We start from the raw sequence: 18,981 nt of genomic DNA, 5'->3' as shown, positions 1-18,981 counted from the left end.
GTGAAGCGGAGGTCAGCGGATCAGCGACTGCCGTACTCAACGTTATTGAGCAGCGAGGAGTCGGAATCTCCGCCGCGTTCGATATCCGGGCGCGAGTTCTGCTGCACCGCCACCGTGATGATCAGCACCGCGATCGCGCCCAGCACCGCGCCGGCGACACCACTCGCAACACCAGGGACAGCAAACTTCATCGCGTTACTCCAATACGTCGATGCAGGCACATTCTGGGTCAACCTAGCAGTAACGTCGCGCTTCACGTGCGCAGCGCCCGGCGAGCGATGCGATCAATAGCCCGCACATCGCAGGCTGCCGAGCAGGGTGCGCAGCTTGGCGGTGGTTTCGTCGAGTTCGGCGCCCGGGTCCGACGCGGCGACGATGCCGCCGCCGGCGAACGCGTGCACCGACCGGCCGTCCGCGCCGAGTTCGGCACAGCGGATCGCGACGACCCATTCGCCGTCTCCGCTCCCATCGCACCAGCCCACCGCGCCACCGTAGAAACCACGGTCCTCTTCCAGGTGGCTGATGGTTTCGAGTGCGGCCCCGGTCGGTGTTCCACACACCGCGGGGGTCGGGTGCAGCAGTAGTGCCAGGTCGAGTGCGGTCGTCGCGGGATCGCGCAATCGTCCGGTGATCGGTGTCGCGAGATGCCAGACCTCGTGGGTGCTGATCAGTTCGGGTCCGTCCGGGATGTCCAGTTCCGCGCACACAGGGGTGAGAATTTCCCGGATCCAATCGATTACGAACGCGTGTTCGTCGCGATTCTTGGTGCTGGACAACAGTTCTCGGGCCTGTGCCGCATCGGCGTCCGGATCTGTGAGTCGGGGCAGGGTGCCCGCGAGCGGACGCAGTGTGACGGTGTCACCGTGGCGTGCGACCAGCACCTCCGGTGTCGCGCCGACCAGCGTCGCGCCGGGCCGCCCGGCCGCGGTCAGGTCGACGGCGAACACCTTCGCGGTCGGATGCCTGGTCAGCAGATGCCCGGCGACGAGCTCGGGATCGAGCACGCTTTCCGCCTCGGCCAGCACCGATCGCGCGGCGACCACCTTGCGTAACGGTTGCGAGGCATCCTGCAATTGCTCGATAAGTTTGGTCACCCGCGCCACATGTTCCGCGGGGCTCGGTACCTCGGTGACCACCGAAACCCGGGGCAGCTCGGGCAGCGCGGCCGGTCGCCACGGCCCCGCGAGCCGCGCTGCTCGCTCGGGTGCGCTCAGTGCGGCGGGCCCGCGCGGATCGAACGGCAGGGCGCCGACGATCAACTCCGCGGTCCCGGCCTGCAAGGCCGCCACAGCGCGCGCCGGCTCGTCGAACGCGGTCCGGATACCGGACGCACGCACGACACCACCGGGTGCGGCGAGCAGAAAACCGTTCATAATCCCTCGACCCTAACGGGATCGCCAAACCCCGAGCTGCCGCACGTCCCCCCCGAACGCGCCCACTCACCACACCCCCCGGTCCCGTACCAACCCACCTACGTCCCCACTCGCCACGACACCAGTCCCAGAGCGAAGCGAGACCGAGCCCCTAACGTTCGCGGTGAGCGGCCAAAAGACGCTGCGCTGGACTGGGTCGCCAAACCCCGGGGTGCCGTGTCCCCACCTACGTGCCCACTCGCCACGACCACAGTTTTCAGCGAAGCGAGATCGAGCCTCTAACGTTCGCGGTGGGTGGCCAATAGACGCTGCGCTGGACTGGGTCGTCAAACCCCGGGGTGACGTGTCCCCACCTACGTGCCGACTCGCCACGACCACAGTTTTCAGCGAAGCGAGATCGAGCCTCTAACGTTCGCGGTGGGTGGCCAATAGACGCTGCGCTGGACTGGGTCGTCAAACCCTGAGGTGACGTGTCCCCACCTGCGCGCCGACTCGCCACGACCACAGTTTTCAGCGAAGCGAGATCGAGCCTCTAACGTTCGCGGTGGGTGGCCAATAGACGCTGCGCTGGACTGGGTCGTCAAACCCTGAGGTGCCGTGTCCCCACCTGCGCGCCCACTCGCCACGACCACAGATTTCGAGCGAAGCGAGATCGAGCACTAGAGTTCGCGGCCGGCTCGCGTCCGAGGGGCAAATACGAAGCGACGCAGGAGCAAGTATTTGTCCCTCGGACGCGAGCCAAAGGGGCCGCGAACACGCCGCACCAGCGGCCAAAAACACAGCTGTTATCAAACGCCGGGTTCTTTGCCGGGCGGGACCATGAGAACCGGTCGGTGGCAGTGCTTGAGGACGGCATCAGCGACACTGCTGTGCAGCAGGGCGCGCACGCCGGTGGCGCCGCGGGTGCCCGCGACGATGATGTCGACGTCGAGATTGTCGGCGCATTCGACGATGGCGTTCCATATCGTCGTGGTGCATTCCGCGGTGCGTGCCTCGGCATTCAGACCGGCGATCTTGGCTAGCCGGACACCTTCGGTATTGACAGTGCGCGCGTCGACGTAGGCGACGTCTTCGATTTCCTCGTCGGACACCCACTCCGGCTGCATCACCCCCGATAGGCCGGATATGCGGGCGGCTTGGCGCACCATCGGTTCCCAGGCGGTAAGCACGATGGCCCGGTTCGCGGCGAGGAACCGTCCGGCGTATTCGATAGCCCGCTTGGCGTTTTCCGACCCGTCATACGCAATGAGCATCAGATCGCAGGGCACGGTGATCTCCTTGTCGAAGTCACAACGCTACGGATCCAGGTTACCTCCGACACGCCGAGACGTAGCTGTCGCCGCGCGGCGCGGCGCGGCTGGACCCCTTCGCTCGTACCCAGACGTGCCATTGCGCCGGATGGGGATTACCGTGGGAACTTATGCGAAAGACGCCTCTCGTTCTGCTCGCTGCCATCGCCGCTGTCGCGACCGCATGCTCCAGCGGCGACACCACCACCTCTGCCACTACCTCTGCTGCCTCCTCGGCCCAGCCGACCGGCGGTTCGCCCGAATCGGGCTCCTCGATGCCGGCTACCTCGTCGGCCGAACCGAATTGCGACGCAACATATCTCGCGCAATTCACGCCACGGGAAAGGCTGGCGCAACTGCTGACCGTCGGGGTCACCGGTGCCGCGGACGCCGAGAACGTGGTGCGCACCGAGCAGGTGGGCGGCATCTTCATCGGCGGGTGGACCGAGCCCGGCCTGCTCGGCAGCGGTCAGATCAGTCAGCCCAAGGCCGCGGCCAAGGTGCCGCTGATGGTGACCATCGACGAGGAGGGCGGCCGGGTCTCGCGGGTCAAGGATCTCATCGGTGCCGCGCCGTCGGCGCGGGCGACCGCGCAGTCCATGACTGCCGAGCAATTCCATGACGCCACGCTGATCAGGGGTAAGGCGTTGAAGGATCTGGGCGTGACGGTCGACTTCGCCCCGGACGTGGATGTCAGCAGCCAGCCCGATGATTCCGTCATCGGTGACCGATCCTTCTCCGATGATCCTGCCGTGGTGACCGCCTACGCCGATACCTACATTCGCGCCATGCACGAGGTCGGTCTCGGCACCGTGATGAAGCATTTTCCGGGTCACGGTTCCGGATCCGGTGATTCGCACACCGGCGAGGTGCATACCCCGCCGCTCGACCAGTTGCAGACCGTCGACCTGGTCCCGTTCCGTAACCTGATCAACTCCGGTTCCGCGGTCATGGTCGGCCATCTCGACGTGCCCGGACTGACCACCCCTGGCGTCCCCGCGAGCATCAGCCCGGAGGCTATGTCGCTGTTGCGCGACGGCACCGGATACGGCGCGGCTCCCTTCGATGGCGTCATCTTCACTGACGATCTCAGTGGTATGGCCGCCATTACCAGTCGGATGAGCATTGAGGAGGCGGTCGAGGCCGCGCTGGTCGCGGGCGCCGACAACGCGCTGTGGATAACCACCGACGCGGTACCCCAGGTGCTCGATCGCCTCGAGCAGGCGGTATCGAGCGGACGGCTGCCCGCCGACCGGGTCGACGCGTCGGTGCTGCGTGTCGGTCGCTATAAGGGCGCGTTGACCTGCTGACCCGAGTTGTGGCGCAGGCGAGCACCCTCCCGTGCGCGACCGCAGGTAGCTGATCGCGGCATCAGCACCGGCGCGGCTGGTCGATTTCTTCGGTGCCGGCTCCGCGCGGAGCCGGCCTGGCACCGACCGCCGTCGGATGCGGAGACCGTGGCCGAGGCGGGCGGTATACGGGGTCAGGTGACGGCGCGTGCGGATTCCGGCATGATCGCCCGGACCGACCGACTCCGGGGCGGTCGATCGCTCGCGTTGTGACCACTCATCACCGCGATCTCGGGCGAGGTGGTGAGCAAATCCAACCCACGGAACTTACCTTGGAGTAATATAGGTATTTCACATGTGGTAGGAGAGTGGATGGCGGGCGGAACGAAGCGGCTCCCTCGGGCGGTCCGTGAGCAACAGATGCTCGATGCCGCGGTCGAGGTGTTCTCGCGCAAGGGTTTCCACGATACGTCGATGGACGCGATCGCTGCCGAGGCGAAAATATCGAAGCCGATGCTGTACCTCTACTACGGCTCCAAGGACGAATTGTTCCGCGCGTGCATTCAGCGCGAAGGGCTGCGTTTCATTGAATCGGTGGCCCCTGCGGGCAATCCGCAACTCTCCCCGCACGAGCAGGTCCGCACCGCGCTAGAGGGATTTCTCGGGTTCGTCGACAGCAATAGGAACTCCTGGCAGGTGCTCTATCGGCAGGCGATCGGCCAGCAAGCTTTCGCATCGGAAATCGAGAATGCCCGCGAACGTGTCATCGAATTGACCGCCAAACTCCTCGAGTCCAGCGCCAAGCACGCGGAACCCGGCACCAATTTCGATGTGGTCGCCGCGGCCGTTATCGGTGCCGGTGAGGCGATCGCCGACCGGGTCGCCACCGGCCGCATTGATGTGGCCGAGGCCGTCGACCTGCTCGACGATCTGGCCTGGCGCGGTCTGGCGGGGCGTAAGAAGGCCGAGTAGCGCGGGGGCGGCAACCGTAGTGAAATGGTGAGCCGAGTCTGTTGATCATGAGGGGGGCGAAATTGTTCGGGATGCTGCGACCGTGTTCGCACAGCGCCGAGAAGCATGGGATAGACCCGGCCGAGTGGCAGGCGCACATGTGCGGGCTGTGTGTGGGTCTGCGCGATGGGCACGGTCAGCTGGCGCGGGCCGCGACCAATACCGACGCGATCGTGTTGAGCATGCTGACCGAGGCGCAGCTGGGTGGTTCGAAGCAGCGGTCGACGGCCGGGCCGTGTGCGTTGCGCGGTATGCGTCGCGCCTCGGTGGTAGGGGCGGATTCGCCGGGTGTGCAACTGGCTTCCACAGCGTCACTATTGTTGGGGTCGGCGAAGATTCGCGACCATATCGATGACGGTGATGGGTCGGTGTTGACCAGGGCGCCGATGGCGAAGGTGTCGAGCCGGTGGGCGGATCGGGCGCGAGCGCAGGCGGAGTTGATCGGGTTCGATGTGGAACCACTTGTCGCCGCTATAGATTCGCAGGCCACTGTGGAAGCTCGCGCCGGACAGCCCGAACGGGCAGCCGAAAGCGTCACTGGCGCAGTATCTCTCGACGATCTGACCGAACCCGCTCAGCTCTGCGCGGCGGAATTCTTCGCGCACACCGCGGTGCTGGCGCAGCGGCCCGAGAATGCCGAGCCGTTGCGCGTGGCGGGTCGCAATTTCGGCAGAATCGCGCATCTCTTCGATGCCGTCGAAGACCTCGACGACGATCTCGCACACGATCGGTTCAATCCGCTCGCCGCTACCGAGACCTCCATTGCGGATTCCTATGATCTACTGCGCCAATATAATTCGGAGCTGAACGAAGCTATTGCCGATATTCGGCTCGACCAGGTTCCGACCGTGCGCTGGATGCTGCTCGACCCGTTGGCGGGGCTCGTGCGCAGAGTGGGACATGCGGGTGGTGCGATTCGATGTGGCAGCAGTAGTCATTACCCGCAGTACCCCGGTCAGAATCCCTATCCGCCCTACGGTCGGCCACCGGAGCGCAAACCGAGCCTGCTGGAGGGTATTGGATTGCTGCTCGGCCAGTATCCCACTGGTTACGCCTGCTGCGCCGACCACCGCAGGCCGTGCAGCGGCAAACGAAAAGAGGCGTGGCGCAAGCGAGTCGATTTCTGCAATTGCTGTGATTGCTGTGATTGCGGCGGGGATCTGTGCTGCGACTGAGGTAGCGACTGTTGATAGCTCGCCAATTCGACTCCGATACGTCGGGTAGTGCCATGCGCGTGGAACTATCGGCTCTTCGTGAATTCGGTATGGCCTGCCACTACGGATCGGTATGCGTTCGAACCCGGAAAGGCCGGAGCCGCACCCCAATTCGAGGTGCGGCTCCGGACTCAGGCAGCGCGTGCCACCTCAGCGCAGCGTTGCGGTGAGGTGCGGGTAGCCCTTCTTCGGGTTGAGCAGCGCCAGATCCCAGCCGCTGTCGACCTGATCGGCGTACACGTTCACCGTGGAAGGCAGCAGAATCGGCTTGCCGAACTTCACCGCGTAGGCGGTCTTTTCGGGGATCCGACCTTCGATATTGCCGAGGATATTCGCCGCCGACCACATGCCGTGTGCGATCGCCTTCGGGAAGCCGAATGCCTTGGCGCCCAGGGTAGAGGTGTGGATCGGGTTGTGATCACCGGAGGCTGCCGCGTACCGGGTGATCGTCTTCTGATTCACCCGCAGGGTGCGCAGCGGTGGCGGCGGAACCTCGTCCGGCTTCGGCTCCGGCTTCGGGCCGCCCGACAGCGAGGTGCGCTGCTGGTGCAGGAAGGTGGTGACCTGTCGCCACACCAGTTCCCGGCCGACGCTCACCTCGGTGACCGCGTCCACGAGCAGACCCTTCGGATGCTCGCGCAGGTTCTCGATATGGGTCTGGAAATCCAGTGGCTCGCCGACCGAGATATCGCGGGTGCGCTCGATCAGGTTCTGCGCGTGCACCGCACCCACGGCGACGAATGGGAAGTCGCGCGCCACCACCAGCTGCATGGCCAGCGGGAAGCTGAGGATGAACGGGTAGGTCAATGGCAGCGCGTCACCGAACCGCAGTCCGGTCGCCCGGCAGTACGCGGCCAGCTGGTCCGGATCGACCCGGAGGCCGTCGAGTCGCACCACCCGGTCGGGCAGGGTGGACTTGCGTGCCGAGACCAGTGGCACCGGAACCGCTCCGAGCGCGGCCTTGACGAACAGTTTGCTGTTCTTCGGTGGTTCGGTGAGCGTGATCGTTTGCGACATCATGCTCCTATCAGGCTCTGCCCGCAGACTCGAACAATGTTGCCGCTCACCGCATTCGACGCGGGGCTGGCGAAGTAGGCGATGGTCTCGGCCACATCGACGGTCTGGCCGCCCTGCAACAGTGAGCTCATCAGGCGGCCCGCTTCGCGGGTGGCGAGCGGGATGGACGCGGTCATCGCGGTCTCGATGAATCCGGGCGCGACGGCATTGATGGTGATGCCCTTCTCGGCCAGCTTCGGCGCCTCAGCATTGACCATGCCGATGACACCGGCCTTGGAAGCGCCGTAGTTGGTCTGGCCACGGTTGCCCGCGATGCCCGCGATGGAGGACACGTCGATCACCCGCCCGCCTTCCTTCAGTGCGCCGCGCGCGACGAGCCCCTCGGTAATGCGGTGCGGCGCAGCAAGATTCACGTTGATGACCGAGTTCCAGCGGCCCTCGTCCATATTGGCGAGCAGCTTGTCGCGGGTGATGCCCGCGTTATGCACGATGATGTCGATGCCGCCGAAGCGCTCGGTCGCGAATGTGGCCAGCTTCTCCGCGGCGTCGGGCGCGGTCACATCGAGTGCGAGGGCGGTGGCGCCGACCTTGTTGGCGGTAGCCGACAGCGCGTCACCCGCGGCCGGGATATCCGCGACGATCACGGTGGCGCCGTCGCGAGCGAACACCTCGGCGATGGTGGCGCCGATGCCGCGCGCGGCGCCGGTGACCACGGCGGTCTTGCCTTCGAGGGGCTTGTCCCAGCTGGTGGGGGCGACGGCGTCGGCCTTACCGACCCGGATGACCTGACCGTCGACGAACGCGGACTTGGCCGAGAGCAGGAAGCGCAGGGTGGATTCCAGGCCGGACGCCGATGCGGACGCCTCCGGCGAGAGGTACACCAGTTGCGCGGTGGCGCCGCGCCGCAGTTCCTTGCCGACGCTACGGGTGAAGCCCTCGAGTGCGCGCTGGGCGATCTGCTCGTCCACGCTCGCGGTGAGATCGGGCGTCGTGCCGATCACCACGACGCGCCCGGACGCGGCGATACTGCGCATGGCCGGCTGGAAGAACTCGAACAGCTGCGAAAGCTCCTCGACCGAACCGATGCCGGTCGCGTCGAAAACCAGCGCGCCGAATTTCGTGCCCTGGTTAGGCGCATCGGCGAAGGTGTAGTCGGACAACAGGTTTCGCACCGGCTCGGCGACCCGCCCCTTGCCGCCGAGTAGTACCGGGCCAGGCAGTGGCGGCTCACCGCTGACGTAGCGGCGCAGGTTCTGCGGCTGTGGCAGGCCGAGCTTGCTCGCCAGGAACTGGCCGGGAGCGGAGTGTACAAACGATCCGTAGAGATTGGGAGCACCCTTGCTCTTGCTGGCTGCCACTGTTTCTCCCTTTTCTGTGTCTCGTATGGGTACTCGGCTCCACCGGTGAGGGGGCCGATCGGCTTGCTCGTTCGCTGCACGTCCCGAGGCGAATTTCCGCACATCCACGGGTACGGTGTCGACATTAAACTTACTCCAGAGTAAGTTTAATGTAAACCAACACGACGGGGCGCCGATCCATGCGGAGACCTCCGCATGGCTGACGGGGCGCCGGACACCCCGACGAGACCTGGAGACTCGAGTGACAACCAAAGCCCGTTCGGCGCAGACCACGGCTGAGAAGGCCCTGCGCCCGGTTGCGATCGTGGGCGGCAACCGGATTCCCTTCGCCCGCTCCGACAAGGCCTACGCGCACGCCTCCAACCAGGACATGTTCACCGCCGCGTTGGATGGTCTCGTCAGCCGATTCGGCCTGCGGGGCGAGCGGCTCGGCATGGTCGCCGGTGGCGCGGTGCTCAAGCGCGTCGGCGAGCACGGCATGATCCGCGAAAGCGTGCTCGGCAGCAAGCTCAGCCCCTACACCCCGGCCCACGACCTGCAGCTCGCCTGTGGCACCGGCCTGCAGGCGATCGCCTATATCGGTGACGCCATCGCGGCAGGCCGCTTCGACGCCGGTATCGGCGGCGGCACCGACACCACTTCGGACGCGCCGATCGGCGTGAGCGAGGGCATGCGCGAGTGGATGCTCCAGGCCAATCGCGCCAAGACCAACAAGGACCGCCTGAAGCTGGTCGGCCAGCTGCGTCCGGGCATGCTCGGCATCGAGATCCCGCGCAATGCCGAACCGCGCACCGGCCTGTCCATGGGTGAGCATGCCGCGATCACCGCCAAGGAATTCGGCATCGCTCGCGAAGCTCAGGACGAGCTGGCCTACCTGTCACACAAGAATATGGCCGCCGCCTATGACCGCGGTTTCTTCGACGACCTGATCACCCCGTTCCTCGGCCTGACCCGCGATGACAACCTGCGTCCCGGCTCCACCGTCGAGAAGCTGGCCACCCTGAAGCCGGTCTTCGGAGTGAAGGCGGGCGAGGCCACCATGACCGCCGGCAACTCCACCCCGCTGACCGACGGCGCTTCCGCAGTGTTGCTGTCGAGCGACGAATGGGCTGCCGAACGCAACCTGCCGGTGCTGGCGCACTTCGTGGACAGCGAGGTCGCCGCGGTCGACTACATCCATGGCCCCGACGGCCTGCTGATGGCGCCCACCTACGCGGTGCCGCGCATGCTTGCCCGCAACGGCCTGACGCTGCAGGACTTCGACTATTACGAGATCCACGAGGCGTTCGCCTCCGTGGTGCTCGCGACCCTACAGGCGTGGGAGTCCGACGCGTACTGCAAGGAGCGCCTCGGCCTCGAAGGCGCGCTCGGCTCGATCGACCGCAGCAAGCTCAATGTCAACGGCTCCTCGCTGGCGGCAGGCCATCCGTTCGCCGCGACCGGCGGCCGTATCGTCGCCTCGACCGCGAAGATGCTGGCGGAAAAGGGATCCGGCCGCGCCCTGATCTCCATCTGCGCCGCAGGTGGCCAGGGCGTCGTCGCAATCCTGGAGCGCTGAATTTCCCGCTCGCCGCGAATCATGACGAAGGTGGCATCCGGTCGTATCGCGCGGCCGGATGTCACCTTTTATATTCGGGGATAATTCGGACATGGGTACCAACGGTGAGAACAAGCGTCTCGGAGGCAAGAAGGCGGGTAATGGGGTGGCACTCGGGCTGTGCATGGGGCTGTCAATCGGGGTGGTATTCGGGCTCGCGGTGTTCGACAACCTCGCTGTGGGGATAGCGATGGGGATGGGGATCGGGGTCGCGTTCGGCATTGTGTTCGACTCATCGGGCAAGTCCGATAAGAAGATCGATGACGACCGCTCGGCCGACGGCGAACTCTGACCCGACGGTCGCCGGATACGCCGACGGATCGGTTTCCAAAGGCGGTAGAGCCGAGGACAGCGCGGGCTCGGCGATCGACTGGATCGCCGAGCCCGCGCGTCGGTCCGCCTGCTACTTGGACGGCAGCTCGTTGTGTCCACCGAATGCCTTGCGCATGGCCGAGAGCATCTTGTCGGCGTACAGCGATTCGCCGCGCGAGGAGAATCGCGCGAACAACGCGGCCGAAAGCACCGGGACGGGGACCCCGGTGTCGATCGCGGCGTCGATGGTCCAGCGACCCTCACCGGAATCCGAGACCCGGCCGCCGAAGGATTCCAGCGTCGGATCGGCGTAGAGGGCACCCGCGGTCAGGTCGAGCAACCACGACGCGACCACCGAGCCGCGGCGCCACACCTCGGTCACCTCGGGCACGTTGATCTCGTACTGGTAGTACTCGGGGTGCTCGAGCGGGGTCTCCTCGGCGGAGAACTTGGCGTCGTGCTCGGCTCCGATATTCGCCTTGTGCAGGATGTTCAGTCCCTCGGCGTAGGCCTGCATGGCGCCGTACTCGATGCCGTTGTGCACCATCTTCACGAAATGGCCCGCGCCCGCGGGACCGCAGTGCAGGTAGCCCTGCTCCGAGGTGGACGGCTCTCCGGTGCGTCCAGGTGTCCGTTCGGCGGCGGCCACACCGGGCGCGATGGACTTCAGCAGCGGGTCGAGGTACTTCACCTGTTCGGTCTCGCCGCCGATCATCAGGCAGTAGCCGCGGGTGAGGCCGAAGACGCCGCCGGAGGTGCCGATATCGAGGTAGTGGATGCCCTTGGGCAGCAGCTGCTCGGCACGCTTGATGTCTTCGTGGTAGCGGCTGTTGCCGCCGTCGATGATGATGTCACCGGGCTCGAGCACCTCGGCAACCTGGTCGATGACCGCGCCGGTGGCGCCAGCGGGAATCATCACCCACACCACGCGCGGCGCTGCCAGCTTGCTGACGAAGTCTTTCAGGTCGGTCGAGCCCTGGAACTTGTCGCTGCCCAGCTCGGCGGTCAGTTCGCCGATGTGCTTGGGTTTACGCTCGTAACCGACTGCTGTGTGCCCGTCCTTCACGATGCGGCGCACGATATTGGCGCCCATCCGGCCGAGTCCGATCATTCCCAGCTGCATACCCATCCATCTCCCTCGTGTGTTCGAGCCCTTGGGGCGAGAGTCGCGTCGATTGTCCCGCGCCGGTCGGATCGTCTCGCGCCGGGCGTGGAAAACCCTCGTTACCGTGCATGTGTAACGCGTGGCGCGTGAGACCGATAGTCCAATCGGCTCCGTGTAGTTGCCAGACCCCCGACCCGGCAACTACGCGGAGCCCTTGTATGGTTTGCCGGTCCTTGCGTGCGGTGTGTGGCATCTCTCGTACTACGGCCGCCGCCGGTACGGACCGTTATCGTTGGCGGCGACCCGCACGGTGCGTGTCCCATTTCTACCAAGCGGGGAGGACGGTTCGTGACTCGCGAATCGAACACCGGCCGTGGTGGCCGCGGCCACCGTCAGGGCGGCGAAGGCGGACTGCGGCAGTTCCTCGACGCGGCGCGCTCCCCGGAGCCGAACACCCCCGCACCACCACGGGGCGCCGCAGCCACGCCGGATGACACCGGCGCGGACAACGCCACCGCACTCACCCAGCCATTGCGGGCGACCGCCCGCCCCCGCCCGCTCGAGCGGCCCGGCGACGCAACGGCCGCGACCGATCGACGGTCGCAGCGTCCGGGCAACGCGCAGCCACCGAATCCCGTGACACGCAAGCCGGTCCTCGCCAAACGAATCGGTATCGGGCTCGGTGCCGTAGTCGCCACGGCTGGACTGTTTTACGTCGCCGACCTGCTGCTGTCTTCGGGAGAGGTGCCGCGCGGAGTCGAGGTCGCGGGCGTCGACATCGGCGGTCTCGATACCTCGACGGCGGACGCCAGGCTGCGCGCGGTGCTCGGCCCGCGCTCGGGGCAGGAACTACCAGTGCGGATCGGCGACATGCAGACAACGCTGATCCCCGATGCCGCTGGGCTGGAGGTGGATTGGGACACTACCTGGACGCGTGTCGGTTCCCAGCCGCTCAATCCCTTCACCAGGCTTACCTCGCTGTTCACCACCCATGTCGTGCCGGTGGCCACCGCGGTGGACGATGCGGCGCTGGATCGCCAGCTCACCGCGCTGCGCACACATGACCGGCCGACGGTCGAGGGCACTGTCAGCTTCCAGGGCGTCGAGCCGGTCGCGGTGCCGCCGGTGCTTGGGCGGGTGCTCGACGGCCCGGCCGCCCGTAGCGCGCTGATCGACAACTGGGCGCTCGGCGCTCCGGTCGATCTTCCCGAGACGGCCGCGCCGATGACCGTGCGGCCGGAAGCGGTCGATCAGGCGTTGCGTGATATCGCCGAACCCGCGGTGCGCGCGCCGATCGTGTTCGCGGGCAAGGGCGTTGACGCGACCTTGCAGCCGGATCAGATCGCGAGCATCCTTTCCTTCACACCGGATGGCAAGGGCGGGCTCGCGGCGACCTTCAACCAGGAGGCCGCGACTGGATTGCTCGGCCCACAGCTGGCCACCTCCGAGGTGGAACCGAAGGACGCGACATTCGATCTTGTCGGCAGCACGCCGAAGGTGGTCCCCGCGATCGTCGGCGACAAGATCAACTGGGGCAAGACGCTCGAGCAATTGCCGAATCTGATTGTGGCACCACAGCAACGGACAGCTCAGGCCATCTACGACCCGGTCGAGCCCAAACTCACCACCGAGGCCGCCCAAGGACTCGGCGTCACCGAGGTGATGGGCCAGTTCAGCACCAATGGCTTCAGTGGTCCGTCCGGTGTGAACATCCGCGTCGTCGCGAGGAAGGTGAACGGCGCGGTCATCAAGCCGGGAGATACGTTCTCGCTCAACGACTTCACCGGCCCGCGCGGCACAGCCGAGGGTTACGTCGAATCGGGCATCATCGACCACGGCCGTCCCAGCACCGCAGTCGGTGGCGGCATCAGCCAATTCGCCACTACGCTCTACAACGCCGCCTACTTCGCCGGTCTCGAAGACGGCGGGCACACCGAGCACAGCTACTACATCTCGCGCTATCCCGAGGCCCGTGAGGCCACGGTCTTCGACGGCGCCATCGACCTGAGCTTCCGCAACAACACCCCGACCGGCATTTACATCGAAACCGCCGCAACGGATTCGGAGATCACCGTCCGGCTATGGGGCACCAAGACCGTGAACGTCGAATCCGTTACCGGTGAACGCACCAAGCCGACCGAGCCGAATACGGTCGAACTCCCCAAGGGCAAGGATTGCATCGCCGCCGAGGGCGCCCCCGGCTTCACCTCGTCGGACACCCGCGTCATCACCGATCGCAAGACCGGCCGCGAGGTTTCCCGACACACCAGGACCGTGAAGTACGACCCGGTCCCGATCGTCAAGTGCGAGTGAGAGTTTCATCTCGTCCGGCGGCAGGTGATGTGGAGCTACGGATGTGACGAGAGCGGCCCGGAATATCTCCGGGCCGCTCTCGTCATATCCGATGGTTTACCGCCGTCACGTCCTAGAACGCGGCTTCGTCGAGCTCCATGATGTCGTTGTCCAGGTTCGCGAGGACCGCGCGAGTCGCGGTCAGCTCCGGCAGGACGTTACGAGCGAAGAACTGGGCGACGCCGACCTTGCCGGTGTAGAACGCCTCGTCGGCACCGGTCACGCCGCCATCGAGGGCCTTGATCGCGATCTCGGCCTGCCGCAGCAGCTGCCAGCCGATGAGCAGGTCACCGACCGAGAGCAGGAAACGCACCGAGCCGAGACCGACCTTGTAGAGCTCCTGCGGGGCCTGCTGGGCGCCCATCAGGTGCCCGGTCAGGGAGGCGGCCATGGCCTGCATGTCTTCCAGCGCGGTGGCCAGCAGCTTGCGCTCGGCCTTGAGTCGGCCGTTGCCCGCCTCCGAGGCGATGAACTTCTGCACCTGACCGGCCACGTGGGCCAGCGCGACGCCGCGATCACGGGCGATCTTGCGGAAGAAGAAGTCCTGCGCCTGGATGGCGGTGGTGCCCTCGTAGAGCGAGTCGATCTTGGAGTCGCGAATGTACTGCTCGATCGGGTAGTCCTGCAGGAAGCCCGAGCCGCCGAAGGTCTGTAGCGATTCGGTCAGGTACTGGTAGGCCCGCTCGGAGCCGACGCCCTTGACGATCGGCAGCAGCAGATCGTTGACGCGGAAGGCGAGGTCCTTATCGGCACCCGAAACCAGCTGCGCGACATCCTCGTCCTGGTGCGCGGCGGTGTAGAGGTAGATCGCGCGCAGACCCTCGGCATACGCCTTCTGCAAGATCAGCGAACGACGCACGTCCGGGTGGTGGGTGATGGTGACGCGGGGGGCGGCCTTGTCGGCCATCTGGGTCAGGTCGGCACCCTGGACACGCTGCTTGGCGTAGTCGAGCGCGTTGAGGTAACCGGTCGACAGGGTCGCGATGGCCTTGGTGCCGACCATCATTCGAGCGTTCTCGATGACGTCGAACATCTGCGCGATGCCGTTGTGCACCTCGCCGACCAGCCAGCCCTTGGCGGGCACGCCGTGGCCGCCGAAGGTGACCTCACAGGTGGCCGAAACCTTGATGCCCATCTTGTGCTCGACATTGGTGACGAAGGCACCGTTGCGGTCGCCCAGGGTCTCGGTCTCGAAGTCGAAGTGCCACTTCGGTACGTAGAACAGCGACAGCCCCTTGGTGCCGGGGCCTGCGCCCTCGGGGCGGGCCAGCACCAGGTGCATGATGTTTTCGAACAGGTCGTCGGAGTCACCCGAGGTGATGAAGCGCTTGACACCCTCGATGTGCCAGGAGCCGTCTTCCTGCTTGATCGCCTTGGTGCGACCGGCGCCGACGTCGGATCCGGCATCCGGCTCGGTCAGCACCATAGTGGCGCCCCAGTTGCGGTCGGCGATCTTCGCGGCCCACTGCTTCTGCTCATCGGTGCCGTTGTTGTAGAAGACCTGCGCGAAGCCCGCGCCGGCGGCGTACATCTGTGCGGGCGGGTTGGCGCCGAGGATCATTTCGCAGAGCGCCCAGGTGACCGAGCTCGGCGCGGCCAGACCACCAAGCTCTTCGCGGACGCCGACCTTCGCCCAACCGGCGTCTTCGAGCGCGCGGTAGGACTTCTTGAACGATTCGGGCAGGGTGACCGTGTGGGTCTCGGGGTCGAAGGTCGGCGGATTGCGGTCACCGTCGACGAAGGAGTCGGCCAGCGGCCCCTCGGCCAGGCGCCGCACCTCGTTGAGCATCTCTTTGACGGTCTCGGTGTCGAGATCGCCGTACGCGTCGCCGTCCAGCAGTGAACCGAGTTCGAGCACCTCGAAGAGGTTGAACTCCAGGTCGCGGACGTTGCTCTTGTAGTGGCCCATGTCTGTTACTCACTCTCCGTTGAGTTGGTGCGGTCGGTCGCTTGCCGTTCCCGCCCGTAGTCGCCACTGGGTAGCCGATCGGGTTTTCCGCATACTACTCACGGGTAACTTATATGCCATATTACCGGCCGGTAAGGGGTCGGCAAAGGCTCGAGGGGCAATGTGACGCGAAAAACACCGGGACCGTCGGGGTGAACGCTTGCGCGCGGGAGATGGGGGTGCCCGGTCGAGTCGATGACGCTCGCCCGTCGCGTCGCAAGCGGTGTTTCGGGTTGCGGGAGCGCTACCGTTGAGTTGTGCGAATCGAGACGAGCGCCGGACCCGCCGAGATCGAGTTCGACAAACCACCTGAGCCCGCCTTCCTGTTGCTGCTCACGCACGGCTCCGGCGGCGGTGTGGATGCGAAAGACCTTCTGACAGTACGGGATTGCGCACTGGAACTCGGTGGTGCCGTCGCGCGGGTAGTGCAGCCGTACCGGGTTGCCGGTCGCCGCGCGCCGGGATCGGCCGTGAAACAGGACGCGGCGTGGCTCGAGATCGTCGCGGACCTGCGGGCGCGAGTCCGAAAGGTCCCCATGATCCAGGGTGGGCGCAGCAATGGCGCGCGGGTGGCGTGCCGCACCGCGCGTGTCGCGGCGGCGAGTGGGGTGGTCGCGCTGTCGTTTCCGCTGCATCCACCGGGCAAACCCGAGAAGACCAGAGTCGATGAGTTGCGCTCGACCGGCGGTATCGAGGTGCTGGTGATCAATGGGGCGAGAGATCCGTTCGGTATTCCGGCCGCCGCAGACGTGGCGCAGCTGGAAGTGATTGCGGGGCAGCCGCATTCGTTCCGCAGCGGGTTCACTGAAATCGCCGATGCCGTGACGCCGTGGCTGCGCCGATGGGCCGATCTGCCCCGGTGAGCGCGGCTCAGCCGGGTGGTTCGAGTTCTGCTCTCGGCATGACCGGGGCCGGTCTGGTCGCGACCACAAGTGCGTCGATGGCGTCGCGGCTTTCGGTGGGGCGCAGCACGCGTTCGGCGATGTGGACCCGGATGCGGTCGGAAACCGGGGCGAGATCGGCGACGATGTCATCGGGAGTGAAGAGGACTTCGGGGTCCTGCGGCCCGCCGTAACCGTCGGTGCGATTGATGACGTCGTGGCCGAGGATCAGCAGCGTGCCGTCGGGGGCAAGCAGGTCGGCCGTGCGACGCACCAGGATCCGGCGCTGGTCGGCGGGCAGGTGCAGGAAAACCATGAGGACGAGTTCGTATGGGCCGGTGATGTCGGCGGCGTCGAGGTCGGTGACATCGGCGCACTGCCAGGCGATGCGGCCGCGCACCGACCGCGACAGCCGGGTCGCGACCGTACGGCCCTTGTCGATACCGACCTGTGAATAGTCGACCGCGTGCACCTGCCAGCCGTGGGTCGCCAACCATAATGTGTTGCGTCCTTCGCCGCAGGCGAGGTCGAGCGCGCGCGGTAGGCCGGGCGCGGCGCTGTCCGGGGTATCGGGCCGCAGCGGTATGCGCCGCTCCAGCCCGTAAACGTGCTCCACCACCGTGCTATTCGGCGGTGCGCCCCAGACCAATTCACCCTGCGCATACCGCGCGTCCCAGTCGGCCGCCTCCATACCGCGAGTCTATTGGCCTGTGCCGCTCACCCGCGCCGCCTATGGCCGGTTCCGCACGGCCGAGGCTGTCGTCGGGTCAGGTAGGCACGCCCCCTGGAGTTCACCGATCGCAAGCGCGTGTGGCGTCGGTGCCGGCATCGCCAAGGTGTTCGCGGCTGCGATAGGGGTGCTCGTCTGTACCTGGACGTCACTGCCGCGCGGCGAATTCCGGCAGCCAGTGCAGCGGTGTCGTTTCCCGTATATGAACGAGGACATCGAATGCGTCGAGTAACGAGGTGACGGCGATCTTCGCGTCCGCGTCCTTCGACGGGTCGTAGATTCCGCTGATCGTGCGGGCCTCGGCGGCACCGCGCCGCCAGTCGTCCACGGAATCCGGGCCGTCGACGTGCAGGTCCACATAGAACGCGGGCAGATCCACGGTGCCGAGCGTCGCGTCGATCAGGCCGGGTGCCGGATCGGGGGCAATGGCCATGCCGAGATCGCCGTGATGGAATCCGATCGCGACCGACACGTAGTCATCGCCGAACAGGGCACGCAGGTAGCTGCCCGGGCCCCGGAACGCGCCCGCGTTCGATCCGCCCACGCCGAGGGCGAGCCCGGCGGTGTGCGCGATGCCGTCCCAGTAGGCGATCTTGGCGCCGGTGTCGCGATGCCATTTGATGATCCGGTCGGCGGCGGTGCGTTCGTCGCGGGCGAAGCTGCCCTGGCCGGCGACGCTGTCGCGATGGAAGGCGAGGATCGATCGGGCGTGGGTGAGCGCGGTAGTGCGTGCGGTGGATTCGGGTACTCCCTCGAGCAGTGCGACCGCGTCCTCGGCGTGCTCGACGAACCGGCGGCCGGGGTGAATACCCTGGTGGCGCTGCACGTGTTCGTCGATCCGATGGGCGGTGCGGATCGGGGCGTAGTGCGATTCGAGAGCGGCGAGCAACTGCGGCGCCGCGTGCCGCACATAGTCGGACACCGCGTCGTAGTCGGCGGGTTCCGCGTGTGGCGGCCGCACGCCGAAGACGCGGACCTCATCGCCGGGGTGTGCCTGATTGAACGCCCTGATCCACTCCAGCACGGCGACCGTCTCTGCTGATCGCCACGGCCGCCACGCGTCGGCGAGCACTGTTTCGGGGTCGCCTGCGCCGGTACGCACGTAGTCGTCCCAGCGTTCACCAGAACGCGCGCTGTCCTGAATCGCCAGCGCACGGAAGCCGTGCTGTTCGACAAGTGCGCGGAAGGCGCGCTGACGAAGCCCGAAGGCCTGCCGGGAGAACCGGGTCGACTCGCCGAATCCGACGATCTTCGCGACGCCGAGCCGGTCGGTCAGTGGTGTGAGATCCGGTCCGGCGAAGTCGGCATCGGTTTCGGTCACCGGACGCGCGTTCGCGCGCAGCCAGTCGCGCAATTGTCCACTGGCGTCGGCTGATTCATTGATATTGCTGGATGCGGCGGCGGAGGTAGCCACGTTTTCCTCCCAGGTCGAACGGTTGATGAGGCAAGACTCATACATGAAGTGTTGTTGAGGTCAAGCCGTCCGTGCTCGGAACGACGAGAGC

At 66.3% G+C, this 18,981-nt stretch carries 16 protein-coding genes; 7 read left to right on the top strand and 9 right to left on the bottom strand.

The window, feature by feature from the left end:
- Window positions 1-20 precede the first annotated feature (20 nt).
- The 3 genes from LKE06_RS05655 to LKE06_RS05645 all read right to left on the bottom strand — a co-directional run bounded on the left by LKE06_RS05655 (window position 21) and on the right by LKE06_RS05645 (window position 2,641).
- The gene (locus tag LKE06_RS05655; protein WP_227997567.1) at window positions 21-191 is read right to left on the bottom strand and encodes a DUF2613 domain-containing protein; all 171 of its coding nucleotides are present in this window, start codon (window positions 189-191) and stop codon (window positions 21-23) included.
- Window positions 192-284: 93 nt separating this feature from the next.
- Window positions 285-1,373: an isochorismate synthase gene (locus LKE06_RS05650; RefSeq protein ID WP_227997566.1), complete on the bottom strand. Its 1,089-nt coding sequence runs from the start codon at window positions 1,371-1,373 to the stop codon at window positions 285-287.
- A gap of 788 nt (window positions 1,374-2,161) precedes the next feature.
- Complete coding sequence (locus LKE06_RS05645; protein WP_227997565.1) at window positions 2,162-2,641, bottom strand: universal stress protein; 480 nt, start codon at window positions 2,639-2,641, stop codon at window positions 2,162-2,164.
- A gap of 152 nt (window positions 2,642-2,793) precedes the next feature.
- Between LKE06_RS05645 and LKE06_RS05640 the strand changes: the two genes are divergently transcribed.
- From LKE06_RS05640 to LKE06_RS05630, 3 genes are all read left to right on the top strand, one after another.
- The gene (locus LKE06_RS05640) at window positions 2,794-3,972 is read left to right on the top strand and encodes a glycoside hydrolase family 3 N-terminal domain-containing protein (protein ID WP_227997564.1); all 1,179 of its coding nucleotides are present in this window, start codon (window positions 2,794-2,796) and stop codon (window positions 3,970-3,972) included.
- A 351-nt stretch (window positions 3,973-4,323) separates the two neighbouring features.
- Window positions 4,324-4,923, top strand: coding sequence for a TetR/AcrR family transcriptional regulator (locus LKE06_RS05635; RefSeq protein ID WP_227997563.1), 600 nt, complete (start codon window positions 4,324-4,326; stop codon window positions 4,921-4,923).
- 47 nt (window positions 4,924-4,970) lie between these two features.
- Entirely contained in the window at window positions 4,971-6,137 is a 1,167-nt protein-coding gene (locus LKE06_RS05630; protein ID WP_227997562.1) for a DUF5685 family protein, read from the top strand.
- Window positions 6,138-6,326: 189 nt separating this feature from the next.
- Here the strand turns inward: LKE06_RS05630 and LKE06_RS05625 are convergent, their stop codons facing one another.
- Complete coding sequence (locus LKE06_RS05625; RefSeq protein ID WP_227997561.1) at window positions 6,327-7,196, bottom strand: MaoC/PaaZ C-terminal domain-containing protein; 870 nt, start codon at window positions 7,194-7,196, stop codon at window positions 6,327-6,329.
- The gene (locus LKE06_RS05620) at window positions 7,193-8,551 is read right to left on the bottom strand and encodes a 3-oxoacyl-ACP reductase (RefSeq protein WP_227997560.1); all 1,359 of its coding nucleotides are present in this window, start codon (window positions 8,549-8,551) and stop codon (window positions 7,193-7,195) included. Before LKE06_RS05620 ends, LKE06_RS05625 begins: the two co-directional genes overlap by 4 nt.
- 241 nt (window positions 8,552-8,792) lie before the next feature.
- On the opposite strand from LKE06_RS05620, the gene LKE06_RS05615 reads away from it, so the two are divergent.
- Together LKE06_RS05615 and LKE06_RS05610 are read left to right on the top strand one after the other, a co-directional pair.
- A complete protein-coding gene (locus LKE06_RS05615) occupies window positions 8,793-10,109 on the top strand; it encodes an acetyl-CoA C-acetyltransferase (RefSeq protein ID WP_227997559.1) in 1,317 nt (438 codons plus the stop codon).
- Window positions 10,110-10,200: 91 nt separating this feature from the next.
- The gene (locus tag LKE06_RS05610) at window positions 10,201-10,440 is read left to right on the top strand and encodes a glycine zipper domain-containing protein (protein WP_227997558.1); all 240 of its coding nucleotides are present in this window, start codon (window positions 10,201-10,203) and stop codon (window positions 10,438-10,440) included.
- A gap of 111 nt (window positions 10,441-10,551) precedes the next feature.
- Here LKE06_RS05610 and gnd read toward each other — a convergent pair whose 3' ends face one another.
- A complete protein-coding gene (gene gnd, locus LKE06_RS05605; protein ID WP_227999287.1) occupies window positions 10,552-11,583 on the bottom strand; it encodes a phosphogluconate dehydrogenase (NAD(+)-dependent, decarboxylating) in 1,032 nt (343 codons plus the stop codon).
- A 330-nt stretch (window positions 11,584-11,913) separates the two neighbouring features.
- Between gnd and LKE06_RS05600 the strand changes: the two genes are divergently transcribed.
- Complete coding sequence (locus LKE06_RS05600) at window positions 11,914-13,878, top strand: VanW family protein (RefSeq protein WP_227997557.1); 1,965 nt, start codon at window positions 11,914-11,916, stop codon at window positions 13,876-13,878.
- A gap of 112 nt (window positions 13,879-13,990) precedes the next feature.
- On the opposite strand, the gene LKE06_RS05595 is transcribed toward LKE06_RS05600, so the two are convergent.
- Window positions 13,991-15,826, bottom strand: coding sequence for an acyl-CoA dehydrogenase (locus LKE06_RS05595; RefSeq protein ID WP_227997556.1), 1,836 nt, complete (start codon window positions 15,824-15,826; stop codon window positions 13,991-13,993).
- A gap of 296 nt (window positions 15,827-16,122) precedes the next feature.
- Between LKE06_RS05595 and LKE06_RS05590 the strand changes: the two genes are divergently transcribed.
- The gene (locus LKE06_RS05590) at window positions 16,123-16,728 is read left to right on the top strand and encodes an alpha/beta hydrolase family protein (protein ID WP_227997555.1); all 606 of its coding nucleotides are present in this window, start codon (window positions 16,123-16,125) and stop codon (window positions 16,726-16,728) included.
- Between the two features lie 7 nt (window positions 16,729-16,735).
- Here the strand turns inward: LKE06_RS05590 and LKE06_RS05585 are convergent, their stop codons facing one another.
- Window positions 16,736-17,437: a class I SAM-dependent methyltransferase gene (locus tag LKE06_RS05585; protein WP_227997554.1), complete on the bottom strand. Its 702-nt coding sequence runs from the start codon at window positions 17,435-17,437 to the stop codon at window positions 16,736-16,738.
- A gap of 187 nt (window positions 17,438-17,624) precedes the next feature.
- Complete coding sequence (locus LKE06_RS05580) at window positions 17,625-18,890, bottom strand: erythromycin esterase family protein (RefSeq protein ID WP_227997553.1); 1,266 nt, start codon at window positions 18,888-18,890, stop codon at window positions 17,625-17,627.
- Window positions 18,891-18,981: the final 91 nt, after the last annotated feature.

This window comes from Nocardia australiensis, from assembly GCF_020733705.1.
Lineage (GTDB): Bacteria > Actinomycetota > Actinomycetes > Mycobacteriales > Mycobacteriaceae > Nocardia > Nocardia australiensis.
The sequence above is the reverse complement of the archived record's forward strand: the minus strand, read 5'-3'. Positions and strand labels throughout refer to the sequence as shown.